This window comes from Streptomyces sp. 8N114, from assembly GCF_052245835.1.
Lineage (GTDB): Bacteria > Actinomycetota > Actinomycetes > Streptomycetales > Streptomycetaceae > Streptomyces.
The window spans coordinates 174,949-194,448 of sequence record NZ_JBQQBT010000004.1; the positions used below are offsets into that span (position 1 = coordinate 174,949).

The following is a 19,500-nucleotide window of genomic DNA, read 5'->3' on the forward strand; positions in this document are numbered from 1 at the left end:
CTGTTCAGGCATGGACCGCCGAATCTTCGGGCTGGAGAACGAGTACGGCGTCACATGTACGTTCCGGGGCCAGCGCCGGCTGTCCCCCGACGAGGTGGCGCGGTACCTCTTCCGCCGTGTTGTGTCATGGGGCCGCAGCAGCAATGTGTTTCTGCGGAACGGCGCGCGCCTCTATCTGGACGTGGGCTCGCACCCGGAATACGCCACTCCGGAGTGCGACAGCGTGACCGAGCTGGTCACTCACGACAAGTCGGGTGAGCGCATTCTCGAGGGCCTGCTCGTCGACGCCGAACGCCGACTGCACGAGGAGGGCATCGCGGGCGACGTCTATCTCTTCAAGAACAACACCGACTCGGCAGGCAACTCCTACGGCTGTCACGAGAACTATCTGGTGGCCCGGCACGGGGAGTTCTCCCGACTGGCGGATGTACTCATCCCGTTCCTCGTGACGCGGCAGCTGGTGTGCGGCGCGGGCAAGGTGTTGCAGACCCCGCGCGGGGCCGTCTACTGCGTCAGCCAGCGTGCCGAGCACATCTGGGAGGGCGTCAGCTCCGCGACGACGCGCTCCCGCCCGATCATCAACACCCGTGACGAGCCGCATGCGGACGCGGAGCGGTACCGCAGGCTGCACGTCATCGTCGGCGACTCGAACATGTCGGAGACGACGATGCTGCTCAAGGTCGGCGCCACCGACCTGGTGCTGCGCATGATCGAGGCCGGCACGGTGATGCGGGACCTGACGCTGGAGAACCCGATCCGGGCGATCCGCGAGGTCAGCCACGACATCACGGGCCAGCGCAAGGTGCGGCTGGCCAGCGGCCGGGAGGCGTCCGCGCTGGAGGTCCAGCAGGAGTACTTCGACAAGGCGCTGGACTTCTGCGACCGGCGCGGCATCCGCACCGGCCGGGTCGAGCAGGTGCTGGAGCTGTGGGGACGGGCCCTGGAGGCAGTGCGCACCCAGGAGCTGGACAAGATCAACACCGAGATCGACTGGGTGATGAAGTACCAGCTCATCGAGCGGTACCGGAACAAGAACAACATCACGATGTCGCACCCGAGGATCGCGCAGATAGACCTCGCGTACCACGACATCCACCGGCGCCGCGGTCTCTACTACCTGCTGGAGCGCAGCGGCAAGGCGGCCCGTATCTGCAACGACGTCAAGATTTTCGAGGGCAAGTCGGTGCCCCCGCAGACGACACGGGCCCGGCTGCGCGGCGACTTCATCCGCAGGGCTCAGGAGCAGCGCCGGGACTTCACCGTCGACTGGGTGCATCTCAAGCTGAACGACCAGGCGCAGCGCACGGTGCTGTGCAAGGACCCGTTCCGGTCGGTGGACGAGCGGGTGGAGAAACTCATCGCAGGGATGTGACCTCTGACGAGGATCCGACCGATCAGCTGACGCGGCGTCCGAAGGCTTTGCCGAGGGCGGTCCCGGGCTTCCGGGACCGCCCTTCTGCGTGCGCGTCAGCGTGGATTGACCGGTGCCGGTCGGCGCCGTGTCGTGGGCGGCGGCGGTCTCGTTGCTGGGTCGTAGGCTGTCAGGACTGCACGAATATCCCTAAACCCACGAGTGGGACACATGTCGTATTTCTCCGGGGGCTCGGCCCCCCGCACCACCCGAGCCTTCCGGAATCCGCACCGGACGAGTGCGCGCCGCCTCGCCACGCTGCTGGCCGTTCCGCTGCTTGCGGTCTCGGCGGCAGCCTGTGGCAGTGACGACGGATCGTCCGATGACAAGGGCGGCCCTCCGGCGGTGAGCGGATCCTGGGGCAAGAAACCCAAGATCGATAAGGGGGAGGGTGACCCGCCCTCCGAGCTCAAGACGAAGGTGCTCAAGAGCGGTAACGGGCAGAAGGTGCGTAAGGGCGACGCGGTCAGCGCGCACTACGTGGGCCAGTTGTGGAACGGCAAGGAGTTCGACAGCAGCTGGAAGCGCCAGATGCCCGCCACCTTCCAGATCGGTACCGGCAAGGTCATCAAGGGCTGGGACGAGGCGCTGGTCGGCAAGAAGACCGGTAGCCGGGTCGAGATCGTCGCCCCGCCGGACAAGGGGTACGGCAAGAAGGGACAGCCGCCGACGATCCCCGGCGACTCCACGCTGGTCTTCGTCGTCGACCTGGAGAAGATCGCCCCGAGCGAGATCGACGGCAAGCCCGTGGACAAGCCGCAGAACCCGCAGCTGCCCAAGGTGAGCACCAAGGTCGACAAGAACAAGGCGCCGACGGTCCGGATGCCCAAGGGCAAGGAGAGCGCGCCGGGCCGGCTGATCAGCGAAACCATCGTCCAGGGCGACGGCAAGAAGACGGTCGCTGCGAACAGCACCATCCTGACCCACTTCACCGCCAAGACGTGGAAGGGCGGCAAGCAGTTGGACGACACCTGGGCGCAGAACGGTGCGCCGCAGGAGATCCCCGTCGCCCAGATCCCGGGCTGGAAGGACGGGCTGAAGGGGGTCAAGACCGGCAGCCGCGTGGTGATCTCCGTGCCGCAGAACAAGTTCCCCAAGGAGCAGCAGAAACAGTTCAAGAACGGAGTCGTCTTCTCGGTGGATGTGCTCGACGTGAAGTGACTACTTCCGTGGCAGACTGGCGCGGTTGTCCCGCAGATACGTTCGTAGGAGCAATTTCGTGAGCATCGACAAGCCCGAGGTCGACTTCCCCGAGGGCGAGCCGCCGTCCGACCTGGAGTTCCAGGACCTGTGGGAGGGCGACGGGCCCGAGGCCAAGGCCGGGGACAACGTCTCCGTGCACTACGTGGGCGTCTCCTTCTCCACGGGTGAGGAGTTCGACGCCAGCTGGAACCGCGGCAAGCCGCTCCAGTTCCAGCTGGGTGCCGGCCAGGTCATCGAGGGCTGGGACAAGGGCGTTCAGGGCATGAAGGTCGGCGGCCGCCGCCGGCTGACCATCCCGCCGCACCTCGCCTACGGTGAGCGTGGCGCGGGCGGCGGGCGGATCAAGCCCAACGAGACGCTGATCTTCGTCTGCGACCTCGTCGCCGTCTGACGGCCGCGTATCACACCCCATGGGAGCCCCGCCCACCGCGGGGCTCCCGGCTTTTGCCTCCCGCCGCGCTGGCGGTACGGTCGAGGGCCCAGAACAGCATGAGAGAGGGCACGAGGGAACCCATGGCGATTGCCAAGGCCGAGCGGCTGATGAATCTGGCCCTGTGCCTGCTGGGGGCCCGCCGCCCGCTCACCAAGCGTGAGCTGCGCGCATCGATCGAGGCTTACGTCGAGGCGTACGGCTCGGGGGAAGCAGCGGCCTACGGGTCGGGAGAGGCAGTGCCCTTCGGCTCGGGAGAGGCGGGTGCCGCCTTCGGTCCGGGGGAGGGGTCCACGGGGACCGAGGAGTCCTTCAGCCGGATGTTCGAGCGCGACAAGGACGACTTGCGCGAGCTGGGGCTCGTCATCGACACCGTCGACAATCTGGATGGGGAGACCGGCTACGTCGCCCGTCGCGACAGCAATCGCCTCCCGCCCATCACGCTGGACGCCGCCGAGGCCACCGCGCTCGGGCTCGCGGCCCGCGTCTGGCAGCAGGCCCGTCTCGCCGCCGCGGCCAGCGGCGCCTTGCAGAAGCTGCACGCCGCCGGCGGTATGCCGCCGGGCACCATCCCCGAACAGGGCGGGGAGCGGCAGCTGAGCACGCTGGAGCCGCACATTCCGGCGCGCGAGGCCGCGTTCGAGCCGCTGATGCTCGCCTGCCGCGACCGCCGCCCCGTCGTCTTCGACTACCGCAAGTCCAACGCGGCCCGCTCCGAGCGGCGCCATGTCGAGCCGTGGACGCTGGAGTGCTGGCGCGGGCACTGGTATCTGGCCGGCTGGGACCGGGAGCGGCAGGACGAGCGGGTCTTCCGCCTCTCGCGGATCACCGGCCCGGTCCGCTCCCGAGCCGCCGCCTTCACCGCCCCGGTACCCGATCAGGTGACGGTGCGCGAGACCGTGGAGCGCTGGGCGGGAGAGGGCGCCACCAGCACGGCGCGGATCAGGCTGCGCGCGGGCGCGGGCTACCCGCTGCGGGCGCGGGCGCGGCATACCCGGGAACTCGGGGACGGGTGGGACGAGTTGGAGATCCCGTACGGGCACGGCCTGGACGCCTGGCTGGTGGAGTTCGGCCCGGACGTCGTCGTGCTGGAGCCCGCCGAGCTGCGTGCCGATGTGATCGACCGGCTGCGTGCCGTGGCAAAGGGCTGAGGGAGGAGCGGCAGTGGCGGTGAACGCCATCGACCAGACCCGCAGGATGCTCTCGCTGGTCACCTATCTCAGGGACCGGCCGGGAGCCCGGGTCGAGGAGGTCGCGCGCGCCTTCGGCATCTCCGACGACGAGCTGATCTCCGATCTGAACGTGCTGCCGATGTGCGGCACCAGCTTCCGCGGTGGCGATCTGCTGGAGATCGACACCGACGGGGAGCGCATCTGGTGGCGCAACTCCGAGGCGCTGGGCAGCGACACGGCACAGCCACTGCGGCTGGCCGCCGACGAGGCCACGGCGCTGCTGGTCGCGGCCCGCGCCGTGGCCACTTTGCCGGGCCTGCGGGAGAGCGACCGGGACGCGCTCCAGCGGGCCACGGCGAAGCTGGAGACGGCGGCGGGCGAGAGTGCCGGTGCCAGCTCGCGGCTGTCGGTCACCTTCGAGTCCGAGGGCGGCGTCTTCGCCGACGTCGACCGCGCCATCGCCGAGCGCCGTCGACTGTGGATCCGCTACTACTCGCCCGCCCGGGACGAGCTGACCGAGCGCGAGGTGGACCCGATCCGGCTGTTCGCCGTCGGTCACACCTACGTCGAGGCGTGGTGCCGGCTCTCGGAGGCGCGGCGCACCTTCCGGCTGGACCGGGTGGCGGAGATCAGGCTGCTGGACGAGCGCTCCGACCCGCCGCCGATAGAGCCGCGCGATCTGAGCGCCGGGCTGGTGCAGCCCGCGGCCACCGATCCGGAGGTCGTCGTCGAGGTCGGCCCCGGGGGGCGGTGGGTCGCGGAGTACTACCCGCACGACAGCGCCGAGGAGCTGCCCGACGGTGGCCTGCGCATCACGCTGCGTACTCCGGACCCCGCCTCGCTGCGGCGGCTGGCGCTCCGGCTGGGTCAGGACGGCCGCATCACGGCGCCTGAGGAGCTTGCCCGGAGCGCACGGGATGCGGCGCGAAAGGCGCTGGCGGCGTATGGCGAGCATGTCGTATAGGAAGGACCGGCAGGGCGTCGTCACTGCCAGGCACTAGGCTGCCCCTCATGCTCTGGCCGATGTTCTTTCTGGCGCTCGCGTTCTGCGGGATCGCCGTGCTCGGAGTGCTCGCCGTACGGGTGGGGCTGGAGGTGCGGCGCTTCTCGCGGGCGGTCGGCGACAGCTCGGAGCGGATCACTCGGGCCGCGGAGAACCTGGAGCGGGCGGCGATGCCGCTGGCAGCGCGGTCCGGCCGGGGGACGGATTCCGACGGAACGCAAGGCCCGAACGAGACATAACCGACGCCTGGCCCCTCTCCAGCTGCGGAGCCGGGAGCGGTAGGCTGCCGGTTGCGGCGTCGAAGCGCGCTGGAGCACGCCATCGGGCGGATGCACGGGGATTGCCCGGTGTTCACTCCACAGGGTTACGATCGATGCCGGCACGTCAGCACGATGAAGCCAGTCCGATTCATCCGGCAGGCACGGAACACGCCGCCCCGGCGAGAAGGTAGTGGCACATGATCGCAGGTTTGAAGCCCATGGAGATCGTTCTGATTCTCCTTGTCATCCTGCTGCTGTTCGGCGCCAAGAAGCTCCCGGACATGGCCCGTTCGCTCGGCAAGTCGGCCCGTATCCTCAAGAGCGAAGCCAAGCAGATGAAGAAGGAAGGCGCTTCCGAAGCCGAAGCGGACAAGTCCGGTGAGGCGCAGCAGTCGGCGCCGAAGACGATCCAGGCCGCTCCCGGCGATGTCTCGACGTCGCGCCCCGTCACCGAGCCGGCGGACCAGCCGAAGCAGAGCTGAGCGACGGCCCGGCCACAGTGCCGGCCGTGCCCGCCGTCCGCTCCGTGGCACCGGCCGCGGGGTGGCGGAGTCAGCCGTATCCGACACTTCGAGACTGAGGACGAGGGTTGCTCAAGTCCGCCCGAAAGCAGGGTAAACAGCAGAAGGACCCCGAGGGGCGGATGCCTCTTGCGGACCACCTGCGGGAGTTGCGCAACCGCTTGATGAAGTCGGTGCTGGCGATCCTCGTCGTCACCATCGTGGCGATGATCTACTACAAGCAGATCGCCGACTTCCTGATGCACCCGGTGCGGGAGTCGGTCGGCTGCAGCAAGGGATTCGGCGAGGCCGCGAAAGATGGCGAGACCTGCGCCGAGATCACCATCAACGGGCTGATCGCGCCGTTCACGATCATGCTGAAGGTGGCGCTGACCACCGGTGTCGTCATCGCCTCCCCGATCTGGCTGTACCAGCTGTGGGGCTTCCTCGCCCCCGGCCTGCACAAGCACGAGAAGCGGTACGCGCGCTCCTTCGTCGGCGCCGGTGTGCCGCTGTTCCTCGCCGGTGCCTTCCTGGCCTACCTGATCCTGCCGAAGGCCGCCAAGACGCTGCTGGACTTCTCCCCGGACGGCGCGGGCAACCTGATCCCGCTGGACGACTTCCTCGACATCGTCACCCGGCTGGTCATCGTCTTCGGTCTCGCCTTCGAGCTGCCGCTGCTGCTCGTCCTGCTCAACTTCGGCGGAGTGCTGACCGGCAAGCGGCTGCTGGGCTGGTGGCGGGGGATGGTCATCGGCATCACCGTCTTCGCCGCGGTCGCCACCCCCACCGGTGACCCGCTGACGATGGGCGCGCTGGCGGCACCGATCGTGCTGCTGTATTTCGCCGCCGTCGGTATTTGCCTCTTCAACGACCGCCGCCGCAGCCGCTCCAACCCCTACGCCGGGCTGGACGACGACGAGGCATCGCCGCTCGACCACGCGCCCGAGACCGTGGGCGCCGCCGAGTCCCTGCCCGCCCCGCGCCCCGACACCGAGGGCGGCGCGCAGGACAGCGGTGGTGCGGACGGCCCGCAGCGGCCGGACGGTTACGACGACGCCACCTGAGCGGCGCTTCGGGTCGGGCGGTCACCATCCGCATCCGAGCGGTCGGCACCTCGCTGACCTCGGGGTTCGCTCCATGGGCCGGTAAAGATCGTGAGTTCTGTCAGAGGTGGCCGGTAGGCTCGTAGACACGATGACCGAGGATCTGTCCCCCGCGGAGCGGTATTCGGCGGCGCGCAAGCGTGCCGCCGAGCAGGCCACCGCTCTCGCGCCCTTCCGTGACCTGTACGACTTCGATCTGGACCCCTTCCAGATCGAGGCGTGCGAAGCCCTCGAAGCAGGAAAGGGTGTGCTGGTCGCGGCGCCGACCGGCTCCGGCAAGACCATCGTGGGCGAGTTCGCCGTCCACCTGGCCCTCACGCAGGGCCGCAAGTGCTTCTACACAACCCCCATCAAAGCGCTGTCCAACCAGAAGTTCAGCGATCTGGTCAAGCGGTACGGACCGGCCAAGGTCGGCCTGCTCACCGGCGACAACAGCGTCAACTCCGAGGCACCCATCGTCGTGATGACGACCGAGGTGCTGCGGAACATGCTCTACGCGGGCTCGAAGTCCCTGCTGGGCTTGGGCTACGTCGTCATGGACGAGGTCCACTACCTCTCGGACCGCTTCCGGGGCGCCGTATGGGAAGAGGTGATCATCCACCTTCCCGAGTCGGTCACCATCGTCTCGCTCTCGGCCACCGTCTCCAATGCGGAGGAGTTCGGCGACTGGCTGGACACTGTGCGTGGCGACACCGAGGTGATCGTCTCCGAGCACCGTCCGGTGCCGCTGTGGCAGCACGTGCTGGCGGGCCGCCGGATGTACGACCTGTTCGAGGAGTCCGGCGACAAGCGCGAGGTCAACCCCGATCTGGTGCGGATGGCCCGGATGGAGAACAGCCGGGTGGGCAACGGGCGCGACCGGCGCCGGGGACGCCCCCAGCGGGAGGCCGACCGGGAGCGGGAGCGGCGGCAGCGCGCCCGGATCTGGACGCCCAGCCGCCCCGAGGTGATCGACCGGCTGGACTCGGAGGGGCTGCTCCCGGCCATCACGTTCATCTTCAGCCGCGCGGGCTGCGAGGCCGCCGTCCAGCAGTGCCTCTACTCGGGCCTGCGGCTCAACGACAACGCGGCCCGGGCCCGGGTCCGCGAGATCGCCGAGGAGCGCACCGCCGACATCCCTGACAAGGATCTGCACGTCCTCGGCTATTTCGAGTGGCTGGAGGGCCTGGAGCGGGGCATCGCCGCGCATCACGCGGGCATGCTGCCCACCTTCAAGGAGGTGGTCGAGGAGCTGTTCGTCCGCGGTCTGGTCAAGGCCGTCTTCGCCACCGAGACGCTGGCGCTGGGCATCAACATGCCGGCCCGCTCCGTGGTGCTGGAGAAGCTGGTCAAGTGGAACGGTGAGCAGCACGCCGACATCACTCCGGGTGAGTTCACGCAGCTCACGGGGCGCGCGGGGCGGCGCGGCATCGACATCGAGGGACACGCCGTGGTGCTGTGGCAGCGCGGCATGGACCCGGGCGCGCTTGCAGGGCTGGCCGGTGCGCGTACGTATCCGCTGCGCTCGTCGTTCAAGCCCTCGTACAACATGGCGGTCAACCTCGTCTCGCAGTTCGGCAGACACCGCTCGCGCGAGCTGCTGGAGACGTCGTTCGCGCAGTTCCAGGCCGACCGCTCGGTGGTCGGTATCTCCCGGCAGGTGCAGAAGAACGAGGAGGGTCTGGCGGGCTACCAAGCCTCCATGACCTGCCACCTGGGGGACTTCGAGGAGTACGCGCGGCTGCGCAGGGAGCTCAAGGACCGCGAGACCGAGCTGGCCAAGCAGGGCGCCAACCAGCGCCGGGCGCAGGCGGCGGCAGCGCTGGAGAAGCTCAAGCCGGGCGATGTCATCCACGTGCCCACCGGTAAGTACGCCGGACTCGCGCTGGTGCTGGACCCGGGTGTGAGCGGCGGACGTGGATCCGGGCCGCGCAGGGGCTACGACGGGACGACAGGGCACGAGGGCCCGCGCCCGCTGGTGCTGACGGCGCAGCGGCAGGTCAAACGGCTGGGCCCGATCGACTTCCCGGTGCCGGTCGAGCCGCTGGAGCGGATGCGCATCCCCAAGTCGTTCAACGCACGCAGCCCTCAGTCCCGCCGCGATCTGGCTTCGGCGCTGCGCAGCAAGGCGGGCTCCTACGTGCCCGAGCGGCACCGCAGACAGCGCTCGGCCGCCGCCGACGATCCCGAGATCGAGCGGCTGCGCAAGGCCATCCGGCAGCACCCCTGCCACGGTTGCGACGAGCGCGAGGACCACGCCCGCTGGGCCGAGCGCTACCACCGGCTCAAGCGGGACACCCGCCATCTGGAGCGGCGCATCGAGGGTCGTACGAACACGATTGCCCGCACCTTCGACCGGGTGTACGCGCTCCTCTCGGAGCTGGGTTATCTCTCCGGCGACCACGTCACCGACGACGGCCGGGTGCTGGCCCGGCTCTACGGCGAGCTGGACCTGCTCGCCTCGGAGTGCCTGCGCGAGGGCGTATGGGAAGGGCTGCCGCCTGCCGAGCTGGCCGCCTGTGTCTCCGCGTTGGTGTTCGAGGCCCGCAGCAACGACGACGCGCTGCCCCCCAAGCTGCCCGGCGGCCGGGCACGGGCCGCGCTCGGCGAGATGGTGCGGATCTGGGGGCGGCTGGACGCCCTTGAGGAGGAGCACCGCATCACCGCGACCGAGGGCGTCGGCCAGCGCGAGCCCGACCTGGGCTTCGCCTGGGCCGCCTACCGTTGGGCGGACGGCCATGGCCTTGACGAGGTGCTGCGCGAGGCCGACATGCCGGCCGGTGACTTCGTGCGCTGGTGCAAGCAGGTCATCGATGTCCTCGGCCAGTTGGCCGCGGCTGCGCCGGAGGGCGGCACGGTACCGAGGAACTCCCGCAGGGCGATCGATGGCATGCTGCGCGGCGTGGTGGCGTACTCCAGCGTGGGCTGAGCACCGGCTCGGTCCGGTGTCGTCCCGCCGTGCTCCGGCGCCTGACTCTTGCGGACAGAACTTCTCCAACCCTTGCGGACAGTAATTGTCCGCAAGGGTTTCTACTGTCACCGCATGACCTCACAGATCCGCCCCTTCCGCATCGCCGTCCCGCAGGCCGACCTGGACGACCTCCGGGAGCGGCTGGCCCGTACCCGCTTGCCCCGCGAACTGCCCGGCGAGGGCTGGGACCGCGGCGTCCCCGGGAAGACGCTGCGCGAGCTGGCCGCTTACTGGGCCGAGGAGTTCGACTGGCGGGAGCAGGAGGCGGCACTCAACCGGTTCCCGCAGTTCATGACGGAGATCGACGGACAGGACCTGCACTTCCTGCATGTGCGCTCGCCCGAACCCGGAGCGCTGCCGCTGCTCCTCCACCACGGCTGGCCCAACACCTTCGCCGAGTTCGCCCGGCTGATCGGCCCGCTCACCGACCCCGGCGCGCACGGTGGGGACCCCGCGCAGGCTTTCCATGTCGTGGTGCCCTCGTTGCCCGGCTTCGGCTTTTCCGCACCGCCGCGCGGGACGGGCTGGGACGCGGCACGGGTGGCCCAGCTGTCCGCTGAGCTGATGCGGCGGCTCGGATACGACCGCTACGGTGCCCAGGGCGGTGACTTCGGCGCCTATGTGGCCCCCGAGATCGCCACCGCGGCGCCCGGCCATGTGGCGGGGGTGTACATCACCGGTGGGCTCGGCTTCCCCACCGAGGACGACGTTCCCGAGCTGAGCCCGGACGAACGCGCCCTGTACGACGCGCTGATGAACCAGGACTGGATGCACGGGGTCGACCACCACGCGCTGCTGCGCGCCGCGCCACAGACCTTCGCGTACGGCTGGCACGACTCGCCCGTCGGGGCGCTGGCCTGGCTGGCGCAGAAGTTCCACGACTTCAACGCGACGGGCAAGCCGCTGGAGGAGACCATCGACCGGGATCTGTTCCTGACCAACGTCAGTCTCTACTGGCTGACGGACACGCTGGGTTCGGCATCGTGGCCGTACTACGAGAGCAGCGGGTTCGGCTGGCCGCGCGGCAGCGCCGAGGCGCCGAGCGGCGTCTACTGCGGCCCGCCCGGCATCCGGCGGCTGGCCGAGAAGTACACGAAGGTGCTCCACTGGCCGGAGGACAACCCCGAAGGCCACCACTTCCTCGCCATGGACCAGCCGGAGGCGCTGGCAGCTGACATGAGGGAGTTCTTCGCCAAGGTGCGGTGAGCACTTCTCACGCGCGGACGATGACGCGGCCTTCCCCCAGGGCGCCGACATAGTGCCGGGCCTCGTCCAGGCTCATGCCGGTGTCCCTGCCGGCCTGGACGACGGCCTCTCGGTGCTTGTCATCCGCTATCAGGCGCAGCACCTGGGGCGAGGGCGGTTGGCTGCGGGTCTTCCGGCGCACGAGCTGCCCGTCGTCGAGAAAGGCTGGTTCCAGGACGGTGTCTTCGTAGAAGCGCAGGTAGACATCGAGATCGAACTGCGGGTCGAGCACCCGCCGGGTCAGCCAGCTGATGCACTGTTCCGGCCCTTCGAAGTCACCCGGGTGCACTTCCTGACGGCTCGTCAGTGCCCAGCCCGGGCGGGGCTGGTTGCGCTCGCGGCGCCGCAGGTCCGAGAAGAGCACCCCGCCGATCCGGCCGGCTGCCCCGCGCCCTGCCAGTGCCGGGCGCCTGCTCTCCTCCCAGGTGCCTTCCGCCCCCGGTGCGTAGTCGGCGAGCTCGCCGTCTTCGTCGACGAAATCCATGGGGAAATCCGTCACGATGGTGCACTCCGTCGGCTCAGGTCCCAGCCCCAGGTGCCAGCGCAGCTCATTCAGCTCGGCTTCCGAGAGGTCGTCGGGGAGATCCGCGTTGATGAGCAGCTCGTATACGTCAGCCATGCCGCGCAGTCTGGCAGGCCGGGGTGACAGTGACCGCGTTCGCCCGGGCGGCCGGGCCGGGGCGGTGTTGACGGCCGTCGCGGGGGGCGGGATGTTCAAGCGTGTGTCAACTGCCGGGCACCGGGTGGCCGTACGTGCTCGGCAGTGTCTCGCGTGACGCGCGCGACCCGCGTGCATCCCGTACTCGACAGGGGGCCAAGTGCGTACGAGTAGCAGCACCAGCAGAGCCAGATCCCTGATCCGCCGTTGGGCCTGCGCCGTGACCGCCGTCGCCGCGGTCGCGGCGCTGTCGTCCACGGCCGCCACCGCGCAGCCGGGCACCGCCGCGGCCCGGGGCGGGCACGGAGATCCGGCCGGGAACCTGCGGCTGACCCAGCTTCAGGCGATGGCCACGCACAACAGCTACCACCGCGAGACCACCTCCCTCGCTGAGCAGAACCTGATGTCCCAGTACGACCCCAACTGGCAGACGCTGCTCTACAGCCACTCCTCGCTCCCCGTACAGTTCGAACGCCAGCGTGCCCGCGGCATCGAGCTCGACGTCTTCCCTGATCCCGAAGGCGGCCTCTACGCGGACCCGCTGCTCCGCAAGCGCGCCGGGCTGCCCCCGCTGGACGACCCGGAGCTGAAGAAGCCCGGCTTCAAGGTGCTGCACTGGGCGGACTTCGACTACCGGTCGAGCTGTGTGACCCTGCGCGGCTGTCTGCGCCAGGTCAAGAAGTGGTCCGACAGCCGGCCAGGCCATGTGGCCGTACCGATCCTGCTGGAGCTGAAGCAGACGGATCCGCGGCTGGAGGAGCAGGGGGGCGCCAAGAGCCCGCCGTGGGACACGGCGATGCTCGACGCGCTGGACAAGGAGATCCGCTCCGTCTTCCCCGACGACGAGACGGTCACACCGGACGACATCCGGCGGCCCGGCCGGACGCTGGAGCAGTCCGTGCTGCGCCACGGCTGGCCGAAGGTACGTGACACCCGGGGCCAGGTCATGTTCTTCATGGACAACGACGGCAAGGAGATCCAGGACGCCTACCGCGCCGGAGGGCGCGAGAGCCTGCAAGGCCGCGTGCTGTTCACCGACTCCGAACCGGGGCGGCCGGACGCGGCCTTCATGAAGGTGAACGATCCGACGGGCACCAACAAGGCCGTCATCCGCGATCTGGTGCAGCGCGGATTCTTCGTACGGACCCGGTCGGACGTACCGCTGGACCAGGCGCGGAGCGGGGACACCGGGATGCTGCGGGACGCGCTCTCGTCCGGGGCGCAGATGGTGAGCACCGATTTCCCGGTGCCCGGGATGGCGGCCCGCTACGGGTCCGACTACGTCGCGGAGTTGCCGGGCGACAGGGACCGAGCCGTACGGTGCAACCCCGTGACGGGGCCCCGGGACTGCCCCCAGGGCCCGTTGGAGCCGCGCTGATCCTGGGACGCGCCCCGTCAGGGGCGCGGGGAACTGCGCGACTAGCCACAACAAACCCGCAGCCCGCAAGCTCCGGGCAGGGGCAGCCCCTTACCGGCCCAAACGAGAGGGCCCGGCAAGATCCGCCGGACAAGCCCTGGGCCCTCTCACGCGGCGGGCTGGCGCTCCTGCTCGGCTTCGACGCGTTCGTTCCACTCCTTCTTGGACGCCTGCCAGCCGTCCTCGTCGGCCCCGAGCCGCCAGTAACCGGAGATGGAGAGCTGCTCGCGCTCGATGCCCCGCTCCAGCCGCAGGTGGCCGCGGAGTTCTTTCACGAAGCCCGCCTCGCCGTGGACGAAGGCGTGCACCCGCCCCGGGGGGAACTCCAGTTCGCGGACGGCCGCGACCAGGCGCTCGCCCACGGGCGCCGCACCCCGGTGCAGCCAGCGCACCTGGGCGCCGGGCGGCGTGTCCAGCGGCTGCTCCTCCTCGGGCCCGGCGACCTCGATGAGTGCCCGTACGGGGGCTCCGGCGGGTATCCGGGCCAGCGAGGCCGCGATGGCGGGCAGCGCGCTCTCGTCACCGGCCAGCAGATGCCAGTCGGCTTCCGGGCTGGGCGCATAGGCGCCGCCGGGGCCCAGGAAGCGGACCTCCTCGCCGGCGGTGGCGGAGCGGGCCCAGGGTCCGGCCAGTCCCTCGTCGCCGTGGACGACGAAGTCGATGGTCAGCTCCAGTGCGGCCGGGTCCCAGGCGCGGACGGTGTAGGTGCGCATCGAGGGCCACTGCGAGCGCGGCAGGTCGGCGCGGATCCGGGCGATGTCGAACGGCTCCGGGTAGCGCACGCCGGGGGCCGGGAACAGCAGCTTGACGTAGTGGTCGGTGTACTCACCGGCCGGGAAGCCCGTCAGGGACTCGCCGCCGAGGACGACACGCACCATGTGCGGCGTCAGCTGCTCGGTGCGGATCACGCGCGCCTGGTGGAGCTGCGGTTTGTTGCGGGCTGGACGGGCCGGGCGTTCTGGCACGGGGCCTCCCTGGACACGGAGCAACTTAGGTATACCTAAGCTAACAGATGGCTGCCGGGAAAGATCGGCCACCGGCCCTGCCCGCGGTCTCAGCCCGCGAGCGCTTCCAGCAGCCGCCGCAGCGAGCCGCCCAGCCCCCAGCGTTCGGACAGTGCCTCCAGCAGCGCCGGGTCGCGCGGGGCGCGCGGCAGGGTGAGGTCGACGTCCGGGAGGGAGATGTCCCGGGCGACCCGCACCACCGTCGGCGCGACATCCAGATAGGCGGCGGCCTCCTTGAACTTCGTGCGCTGCGCGGGGGTGAGTCGCGAGACCGGGTCGGCCGCGGCGGCGCGGATGCCGTCCAGATCGCCGTACTGGGCCAGCAGCTTGGCGGCCGTCTTCTCGCCGATGCCCCGCACCCCGGGCAGGCCGTCGCTGGGGTCGCCGCGCAGCACGGCCAGATCCGCGTACCCGGCGCCGTCGACGCCGTATTTGGCGCGCAGCGCCGCACCGTCGTACGTGTCCAGGCTGCCGACGCCCTTGACGGGGTAGAGCACCCGGACGCCGCGCTCGTCGTCGACGAGTTGGAACAGGTCGCGGTCGCCGGTGACGACGTCGACCGGTCCGGCTGCGCGGGTGGCGAGGGTGCCGATCACATCGTCCGCCTCGTACCCCTCGGCGCCCAGCCGGGCCAGCCCGATCGCGTCCAGCACCTGCTCGATCACCGGAACCTGTGGGCCCAGGGTGTCGGGGGTCTCCTCCTCGTCCGGGCCGTCCGGGATCTCCTCGGCGACGCGGTGCGCCTTGTAGGAGGGGATCAGCTCCACCCGCCACTGCGGGCGCCAGTCGGCGTCCATGCAGGCGGCCAGCGCCTGGGGGCGGTGGTCCTGGACCAGTCTGGCGATGAAGTCGAGCAGCCCGCGCACCGCGTTGACGGGGGTTCCGTCCGGGGCGCGGACGGTGTCCGGGACGCCGAAGTAGGCGCGGAAGTAGAGCGAGGCGGTGTCCAGGAGCATCAGCCGATGGCCGCCCCGTGCGTGCGCTGTGTTCGCTGCGTTCGCTGTGGTGATGGTCACGAACCGATGATGCCGTACGGGACTGACACAGCACGGCGCGTGGTCGTTCGGTGGCTATAGGTGCCACTTGGTTGGCTGTTGGACCCTTTTGGTCGCTATGAAGCGCGTCACTCCCGGTTTGGGGTCACGATCCAGGAGCAGGAGCAGCCCTATAAAGCTTTGATGTAAGCTTCATCTTTCTGGTATGCGCCGATTGCGGCTATTTCGCCGCTCCAAGGCGAGGCAGGGGGGTGCCGGGTTATCTGTTGTCGAAGTCAAGAGGGTGAATGTGTCCAGGCTGAGAGCCGAGCACCTGTACAAAGTGTTCGGGAGAAGGGCAGACCAGGCAGTAGCCCGGCTGGAAGCCGGTACGGACCGTGACGAACTGCGGGCCCAGGGCACGACAGCGGCCGTGATCGATGCCTCCTTCGAGGTGGAGGAGGGGCACATATTCGTCGTCATGGGCCTCTCCGGTTCCGGCAAGTCCACGCTGCTGCGGATGCTCAACGGCCTTCTCGAACCCACCTCAGGGCGGGTCCTGTTCGACGATGAGGACCTGACCGCGCTCCGCCCCCGCGAACTGCGCCAGGTGCGCGCCAACAAGATCAGCATGGTCTTCCAGCACTTCGCGCTCTTCCCCCACCGCAGCGTGCTGGAGAACGCCGCCTACGGCCTGGAGGTGCAGGGCGTTCCGCGCGAGGAGCGCGAGCAGCGCGCCACCGAGGCTTTGGAACTGGCCGGACTCAAGGGCTGGGAGAGGTCCTGGCCCGACGAGCTGTCCGGCGGTATGCAGCAGCGCGTGGGGCTGGCCCGGGCGTTGGCCACCGACGCCGACCTGCTGCTGATGGACGAGTCCTTCAGCGCGCTGGACCCGCTGATCCGCCGCGACATGCAGGACCAACTGCTGCAACTGCAAAAGTCCCTGCACAAGACCATCGTCTTCATCACCCACGATCTGAACGAGGCCATGCGCCTCGGCGACCGTATCGCCGTGATGCGGGACGGCCGGATCGTGCAGATCGGCACAGCGGAGGACATCCTCGTGCGGCCCGCCACCGACTACGTCGCCTCCTTCATCCAGGACGTGGACCGCTCCCGGGTGCTGACCGCCGGGGCGATCATGAAGGACGCGAAGGCCGACGCCGCCGCCCTGTCCGGCGACGGCGGCCCGGCACGTGCCGCCACCGTCACCACCGAGACCCCGCTCGCCGAGCTGTTCACCCCGTTCTCCACCAGCGAGCACCCGCTGGTCGTCACGGACGGGTCGGGCACCCCGGTCGGCGTCGTCGACCGCGAGCGGCTGCTCGCCGCACTGGCCGAGGAGCCCCGGGTGGCGGCGCACGCGCAGGGCGGCGCAGGGGACGGGGTGAGCGCAGGTGCCTGAGTTCCACCCCGGCAACTGGGTCGAGACCGCCGTCGACTGGCTGCAGACGAACCTCAGCTGGCTCTTCGACATCATCAACACGGTGCTGACCGGGCTCTACGACGGGATCAACATGGTCCTGGGCAGCGCCGAACCGCTGCTGCTGGCCGGTATCTTCGCCGTCATCGCGTTCTGGCTGCGCGGCCTCCTCGCGGGCGTCGTGGCCTTCGCCGGCTTTGTGCTGATCGACTCCTTCGGGCTGTGGGGCGACGCGATGTCCACGCTGTCGCTCGTCCTGGCCGCCGCCGTCATCACCATCTTCTTCGCCGTGCCGACCGGTATCTGGGCGGCCCGTAAGAAGGCCGTCAGCGCCGCGGTGCGCCCGGTGCTCGACGTGATGCAGACGATGCCGGCCTTCGTCTACCTCATCCCCGGCGTGATGTTCTTCTCCGTCGGCACCACCCCCGGCCTGCTGGCCACGATCATCTTCTCGATGCCGCCCGGCGTCCGGATGACCGAGCTGGGCATCCGGCAGGTCGACAGCGAGCTGGTGGAGGCTGCCGACGCGTTCGGCACCAGCCCCAGGCAGACGCTCACGCGGGTGCAGTTCCCGCTGGCGCTGCCGACGATCATGGCCGGTATCAACCAGGTCATCATGCTCGCGCTCTCGATGGTCGTCATCGCCGGTATGGCCGGTGCGCCGGGCCTCGGCGAACGCGTCTACGCCGCTGTCACCCAGGTCCAGATCGGCCTCGGTGTCGAGTCCGGCATCGCCGTCGTCATCCTCGCCATGTATCTGGACCGGATGACCGGCGCCCTCAACGTACGGGTCTCGCCGCTCGGCCGCCGCGCCGCCGCGAAGGCGACCGCCATGATGGGCCGGATGCGGTTCGTCCGCTACAAGCCGGGCACGTCCGTCGCCCTGAGCGGTGTGCTGGCGCTGGCGCTGGCCGCGGGCGGGCTGAACATGGCCGGCTCGGGCTCCGATACACAGGCCGGGGGCGGCACGAACGTCGGCAAGGGCAAGCAGCTCAACATGGGCTACATCCCCTGGGACGAGGGCATCGCCACTTCCTTCCTGTGGAAGGAGGCGCTGGAGCAGCGCGGCTACAAGCCCGAGCTCAAGCAGCTCGACCCGGGCCCGCTCTACACCTCCCTCTCCCAGGGCCGGACCGACTTCCAGACGGACGCCTGGCTGCCCACCACGCACCAGCAGTACTGGGACAAGTACGGCTCCAAGATGGAGAAGCTGGGCTCCTGGTACGGCCCCACCTCGCTGGAGCTGTCCGTGCCCTCGTACGTCAAGGGCGTCAAGTCCCTGGAGGACCTCAAGGGACAGGGCAAGAAGTTCAAGGGCAAGATCATCGGCATCGAGTCCAGCGCCGGTGAGATGAAGATCCTCAAGGAGAAGGTCCTCAAGGACTACGGCCTGGAGGGCGAGTACGAGGTCGTCTCCTCCAGCACCTCCTCGATGCTGTCGGAGCTGAAGCGCTCCATCCAGCAGAAGGAGCCGGTCGTCGTCACGCTCTGGTCCCCGCACTGGGCGTACAACAAGTACGACCTGACGAAGCTCGAGGACCCCAAGGGCGCCTTCGGCAAGGGCGAGAAGCTCTACAACGTCGGCCGGAAGGGCTTCGCCAAGGACAACCCGACCGTGGCCCGCTGGCTGAAGAACTTCCATCTGACGGAGAAGCAGCTCACCTCTCTGGAGGCCAAGATCCAGAGCGCGCCCAAGGGCGAGGAGCAGCAGGCCGTCAAGGAGTGGCTGGAAGCCCGCCCCGGCTTCCTCGACAAGATGGTGCCGGTGCCCGGCCAGAAGAAGCACGGCAACGACGCGGGCAAGTCGGTCAACATGGCCTACTTCCCGTGGGATGAGGCCATCGCGACCACCTACCTGTGGGACAACATCCTTCAGGACCGCGGCTACAAGCCGACGGTCGAACAGCTCGACCCCGGTCCGCTGTTCACCGCCATGTCGCAGGGCCAGATCGACTTCCAGACGGACGCCTGGCTGCCCACGACGCACGAGCAGTACTGGAGCAAGTACAAGGACAAGCTCACCGACGTGGGCTCCTGGTACGGCCCCACCTCGCTGGAGCTGTCCGTGCCGTCCTACGTCAAGGGCGTCGACTCGCTGAACGACCTCAAGGGCAAGAGCAAGCTGTTCGGCGGGAAGATCACCGGGATCGAGTCCAGCGCGGGCGAGATGAGGATCCTCAAGCAGGTGCTCAAGGACTACGGGCTGGACAAGGAGTACAAGGTCGTCTCCTCCAGCACCTCGTCCATGCTCTCGGCGGTGGACAAGTCGGTGAAGCAGAAGAAGCCGGTCCTGGCCACCACCTGGTCGCCGCACTGGGTCTACAGCAAGTACCCGATGAAGAAGCTCAAGGACCCCAAGGACGCCTGGGGCAAGGGCGACCACATTCACGTCACCGCCAAGAAGGGCTTCAAGAAGGACTTCCCCGAGCTGTACGGCTGGCTGAAGAACTTCAAGATGTCCGAGAAGGACCTCGGCTCCCTCGAAGCCGCCATCCAAAAGGGCGGCAAGGGCAAGGAGAAGGAGTCCGCACGCAAGTGGCTGGACGCCCGACCCGGCCTGGAGGACAAGCTGGCACCGGTCAAGTGACGGCCCTTCGGGGCCGCTCTTCCATGCCGGGCGCGGAAATTCATATGACGCGCCGCCGGTCACGCCCTACCGTCGTGGACGTGAACGAACGCACCTCCCGGTGCGCAGACGACGGTTACTTCTTTGGCAGAACAGGTTCGAATCCTGAAACCCGTCG

Annotated in this window: 16 protein-coding genes; 13 read left to right on the top strand and 3 right to left on the bottom strand. The window is 69.2% G+C overall.

What is annotated here, in order from left to right:
- The first annotated feature begins 10 nt into the window (after positions 1-10).
- The 10 genes from pafA to ACTWQF_RS11645 all read left to right on the top strand — a co-directional run bounded on the left by pafA (position 11) and on the right by ACTWQF_RS11645 (position 11,241).
- Positions 11-1,372 carry a Pup--protein ligase gene (gene pafA / locus ACTWQF_RS11600; RefSeq protein ID WP_209213255.1) on the top strand — a complete coding sequence of 454 codons (1,362 nt, stop codon included), beginning with the start codon at positions 11-13 and terminating at the stop codon, positions 1,370-1,372.
- A 210-nt stretch (positions 1,373-1,582) separates the two neighbouring features.
- Positions 1,583-2,572, top strand: coding sequence for an FKBP-type peptidyl-prolyl cis-trans isomerase (locus tag ACTWQF_RS11605; RefSeq protein ID WP_443279155.1), 990 nt, complete (start codon positions 1,583-1,585; stop codon positions 2,570-2,572).
- Positions 2,573-2,630: 58 nt separating this feature from the next.
- The gene (locus tag ACTWQF_RS11610) at positions 2,631-3,005 is read left to right on the top strand and encodes an FKBP-type peptidyl-prolyl cis-trans isomerase (protein ID WP_443279157.1); all 375 of its coding nucleotides are present in this window, start codon (positions 2,631-2,633) and stop codon (positions 3,003-3,005) included.
- A gap of 122 nt (positions 3,006-3,127) precedes the next feature.
- Positions 3,128-4,195, top strand: a complete 1,068-nt coding sequence (locus ACTWQF_RS11615; RefSeq protein ID WP_443279158.1) for a helix-turn-helix transcriptional regulator — start codon at positions 3,128-3,130, stop codon at positions 4,193-4,195.
- 13 nt (positions 4,196-4,208) lie between these two features.
- Positions 4,209-5,180 carry a helix-turn-helix transcriptional regulator gene (locus ACTWQF_RS11620; RefSeq protein ID WP_443279160.1) on the top strand — a complete coding sequence of 324 codons (972 nt, stop codon included), beginning with the start codon at positions 4,209-4,211 and terminating at the stop codon, positions 5,178-5,180.
- A 47-nt stretch (positions 5,181-5,227) separates the two neighbouring features.
- On the top strand, positions 5,228-5,458 hold the full coding sequence (locus ACTWQF_RS11625) for a hypothetical protein (protein WP_443279162.1): 231 nt from the start codon (positions 5,228-5,230) through the stop codon (positions 5,456-5,458).
- Positions 5,459-5,676: 218 nt separating this feature from the next.
- Complete coding sequence (gene tatA, locus ACTWQF_RS11630; RefSeq protein WP_443279163.1) at positions 5,677-5,961, top strand: Sec-independent protein translocase subunit TatA; 285 nt, start codon at positions 5,677-5,679, stop codon at positions 5,959-5,961.
- Between the two features lie 107 nt (positions 5,962-6,068).
- A complete protein-coding gene (gene tatC, locus ACTWQF_RS11635) occupies positions 6,069-7,046 on the top strand; it encodes a twin-arginine translocase subunit TatC (protein ID WP_443279165.1) in 978 nt (325 codons plus the stop codon).
- A gap of 130 nt (positions 7,047-7,176) precedes the next feature.
- Positions 7,177-9,993 (top strand): DEAD/DEAH box helicase, encoded by a 2,817-nt coding sequence (locus ACTWQF_RS11640; RefSeq protein ID WP_443279167.1) that lies wholly within the window; start codon positions 7,177-7,179, stop codon positions 9,991-9,993.
- Between the two features lie 114 nt (positions 9,994-10,107).
- Complete coding sequence (locus ACTWQF_RS11645; protein ID WP_443279168.1) at positions 10,108-11,241, top strand: epoxide hydrolase family protein; 1,134 nt, start codon at positions 10,108-10,110, stop codon at positions 11,239-11,241.
- Positions 11,242-11,248: 7 nt separating this feature from the next.
- Here ACTWQF_RS11645 and ACTWQF_RS11650 read toward each other — a convergent pair whose 3' ends face one another.
- Complete coding sequence (locus ACTWQF_RS11650; protein ID WP_443279169.1) at positions 11,249-11,899, bottom strand: hypothetical protein; 651 nt, start codon at positions 11,897-11,899, stop codon at positions 11,249-11,251.
- A 199-nt stretch (positions 11,900-12,098) separates the two neighbouring features.
- On the opposite strand from ACTWQF_RS11650, the gene ACTWQF_RS11655 reads away from it, so the two are divergent.
- Positions 12,099-13,316, top strand: coding sequence for a phosphatidylinositol-specific phospholipase C1-like protein (locus tag ACTWQF_RS11655; protein ID WP_443279171.1), 1,218 nt, complete (start codon positions 12,099-12,101; stop codon positions 13,314-13,316).
- Between the two features lie 146 nt (positions 13,317-13,462).
- Here the strand turns inward: ACTWQF_RS11655 and ACTWQF_RS11660 are convergent, their stop codons facing one another.
- Complete coding sequence (locus ACTWQF_RS11660) at positions 13,463-14,320, bottom strand: siderophore-interacting protein (protein WP_443279172.1); 858 nt, start codon at positions 14,318-14,320, stop codon at positions 13,463-13,465.
- A gap of 89 nt (positions 14,321-14,409) precedes the next feature.
- Positions 14,410-15,315 (bottom strand): 5'-3' exonuclease, encoded by a 906-nt coding sequence (locus ACTWQF_RS11665; RefSeq protein ID WP_443279474.1) that lies wholly within the window; start codon positions 15,313-15,315, stop codon positions 14,410-14,412.
- 328 nt (positions 15,316-15,643) lie between these two features.
- Here ACTWQF_RS11665 and ACTWQF_RS11670 point away from each other — a divergent pair, with 328 nt between their 5' ends.
- Positions 15,644-16,738, top strand: coding sequence for a quaternary amine ABC transporter ATP-binding protein (locus ACTWQF_RS11670; RefSeq protein ID WP_443279174.1), 1,095 nt, complete (start codon positions 15,644-15,646; stop codon positions 16,736-16,738).
- A complete protein-coding gene (locus tag ACTWQF_RS11675) occupies positions 16,731-19,343 on the top strand; it encodes an ABC transporter permease/substrate binding protein (RefSeq protein WP_443279176.1) in 2,613 nt (870 codons plus the stop codon). The genes ACTWQF_RS11670 and ACTWQF_RS11675 overlap by 8 nt, the downstream gene beginning before the upstream one ends.
- Positions 19,344-19,500: the final 157 nt, after the last annotated feature.

Bases quoted from the DNA above. Each gene is read 5' to 3' on its own strand.
- tatA (WP_443279163.1), top strand. From the start codon at position 5,677: ATGATCGCAGGTTTGAAGCCCATGGAGATCGTTCTGATTCTCCTTGTC.
- ACTWQF_RS11605 (WP_443279155.1), top strand. From the start codon at position 1,583: ATGTCGTATTTCTCCGGGGGCTCGGCCCCCCGCACCACCCGAGCCTTC.
- ACTWQF_RS11615 (WP_443279158.1), top strand. From the start codon at position 3,128: ATGGCGATTGCCAAGGCCGAGCGGCTGATGAATCTGGCCCTGTGCCTG.
- ACTWQF_RS11640 (WP_443279167.1), top strand. From the start codon at position 7,177: ATGACCGAGGATCTGTCCCCCGCGGAGCGGTATTCGGCGGCGCGCAAG.
- ACTWQF_RS11645 (WP_443279168.1), top strand. From the start codon at position 10,108: ATGACCTCACAGATCCGCCCCTTCCGCATCGCCGTCCCGCAGGCCGAC.
- ACTWQF_RS11650 (WP_443279169.1), bottom strand. From the start codon at position 11,899: ATGGCTGACGTATACGAGCTGCTCATCAACGCGGATCTCCCCGACGAC.
- pafA (WP_209213255.1), top strand. From the start codon at position 11: ATGGACCGCCGAATCTTCGGGCTGGAGAACGAGTACGGCGTCACATGT.
- ACTWQF_RS11665 (WP_443279474.1), bottom strand. From the start codon at position 15,315: ATGCTCCTGGACACCGCCTCGCTCTACTTCCGCGCCTACTTCGGCGTC.
- ACTWQF_RS11625 (WP_443279162.1), top strand. From the start codon at position 5,228: ATGCTCTGGCCGATGTTCTTTCTGGCGCTCGCGTTCTGCGGGATCGCC.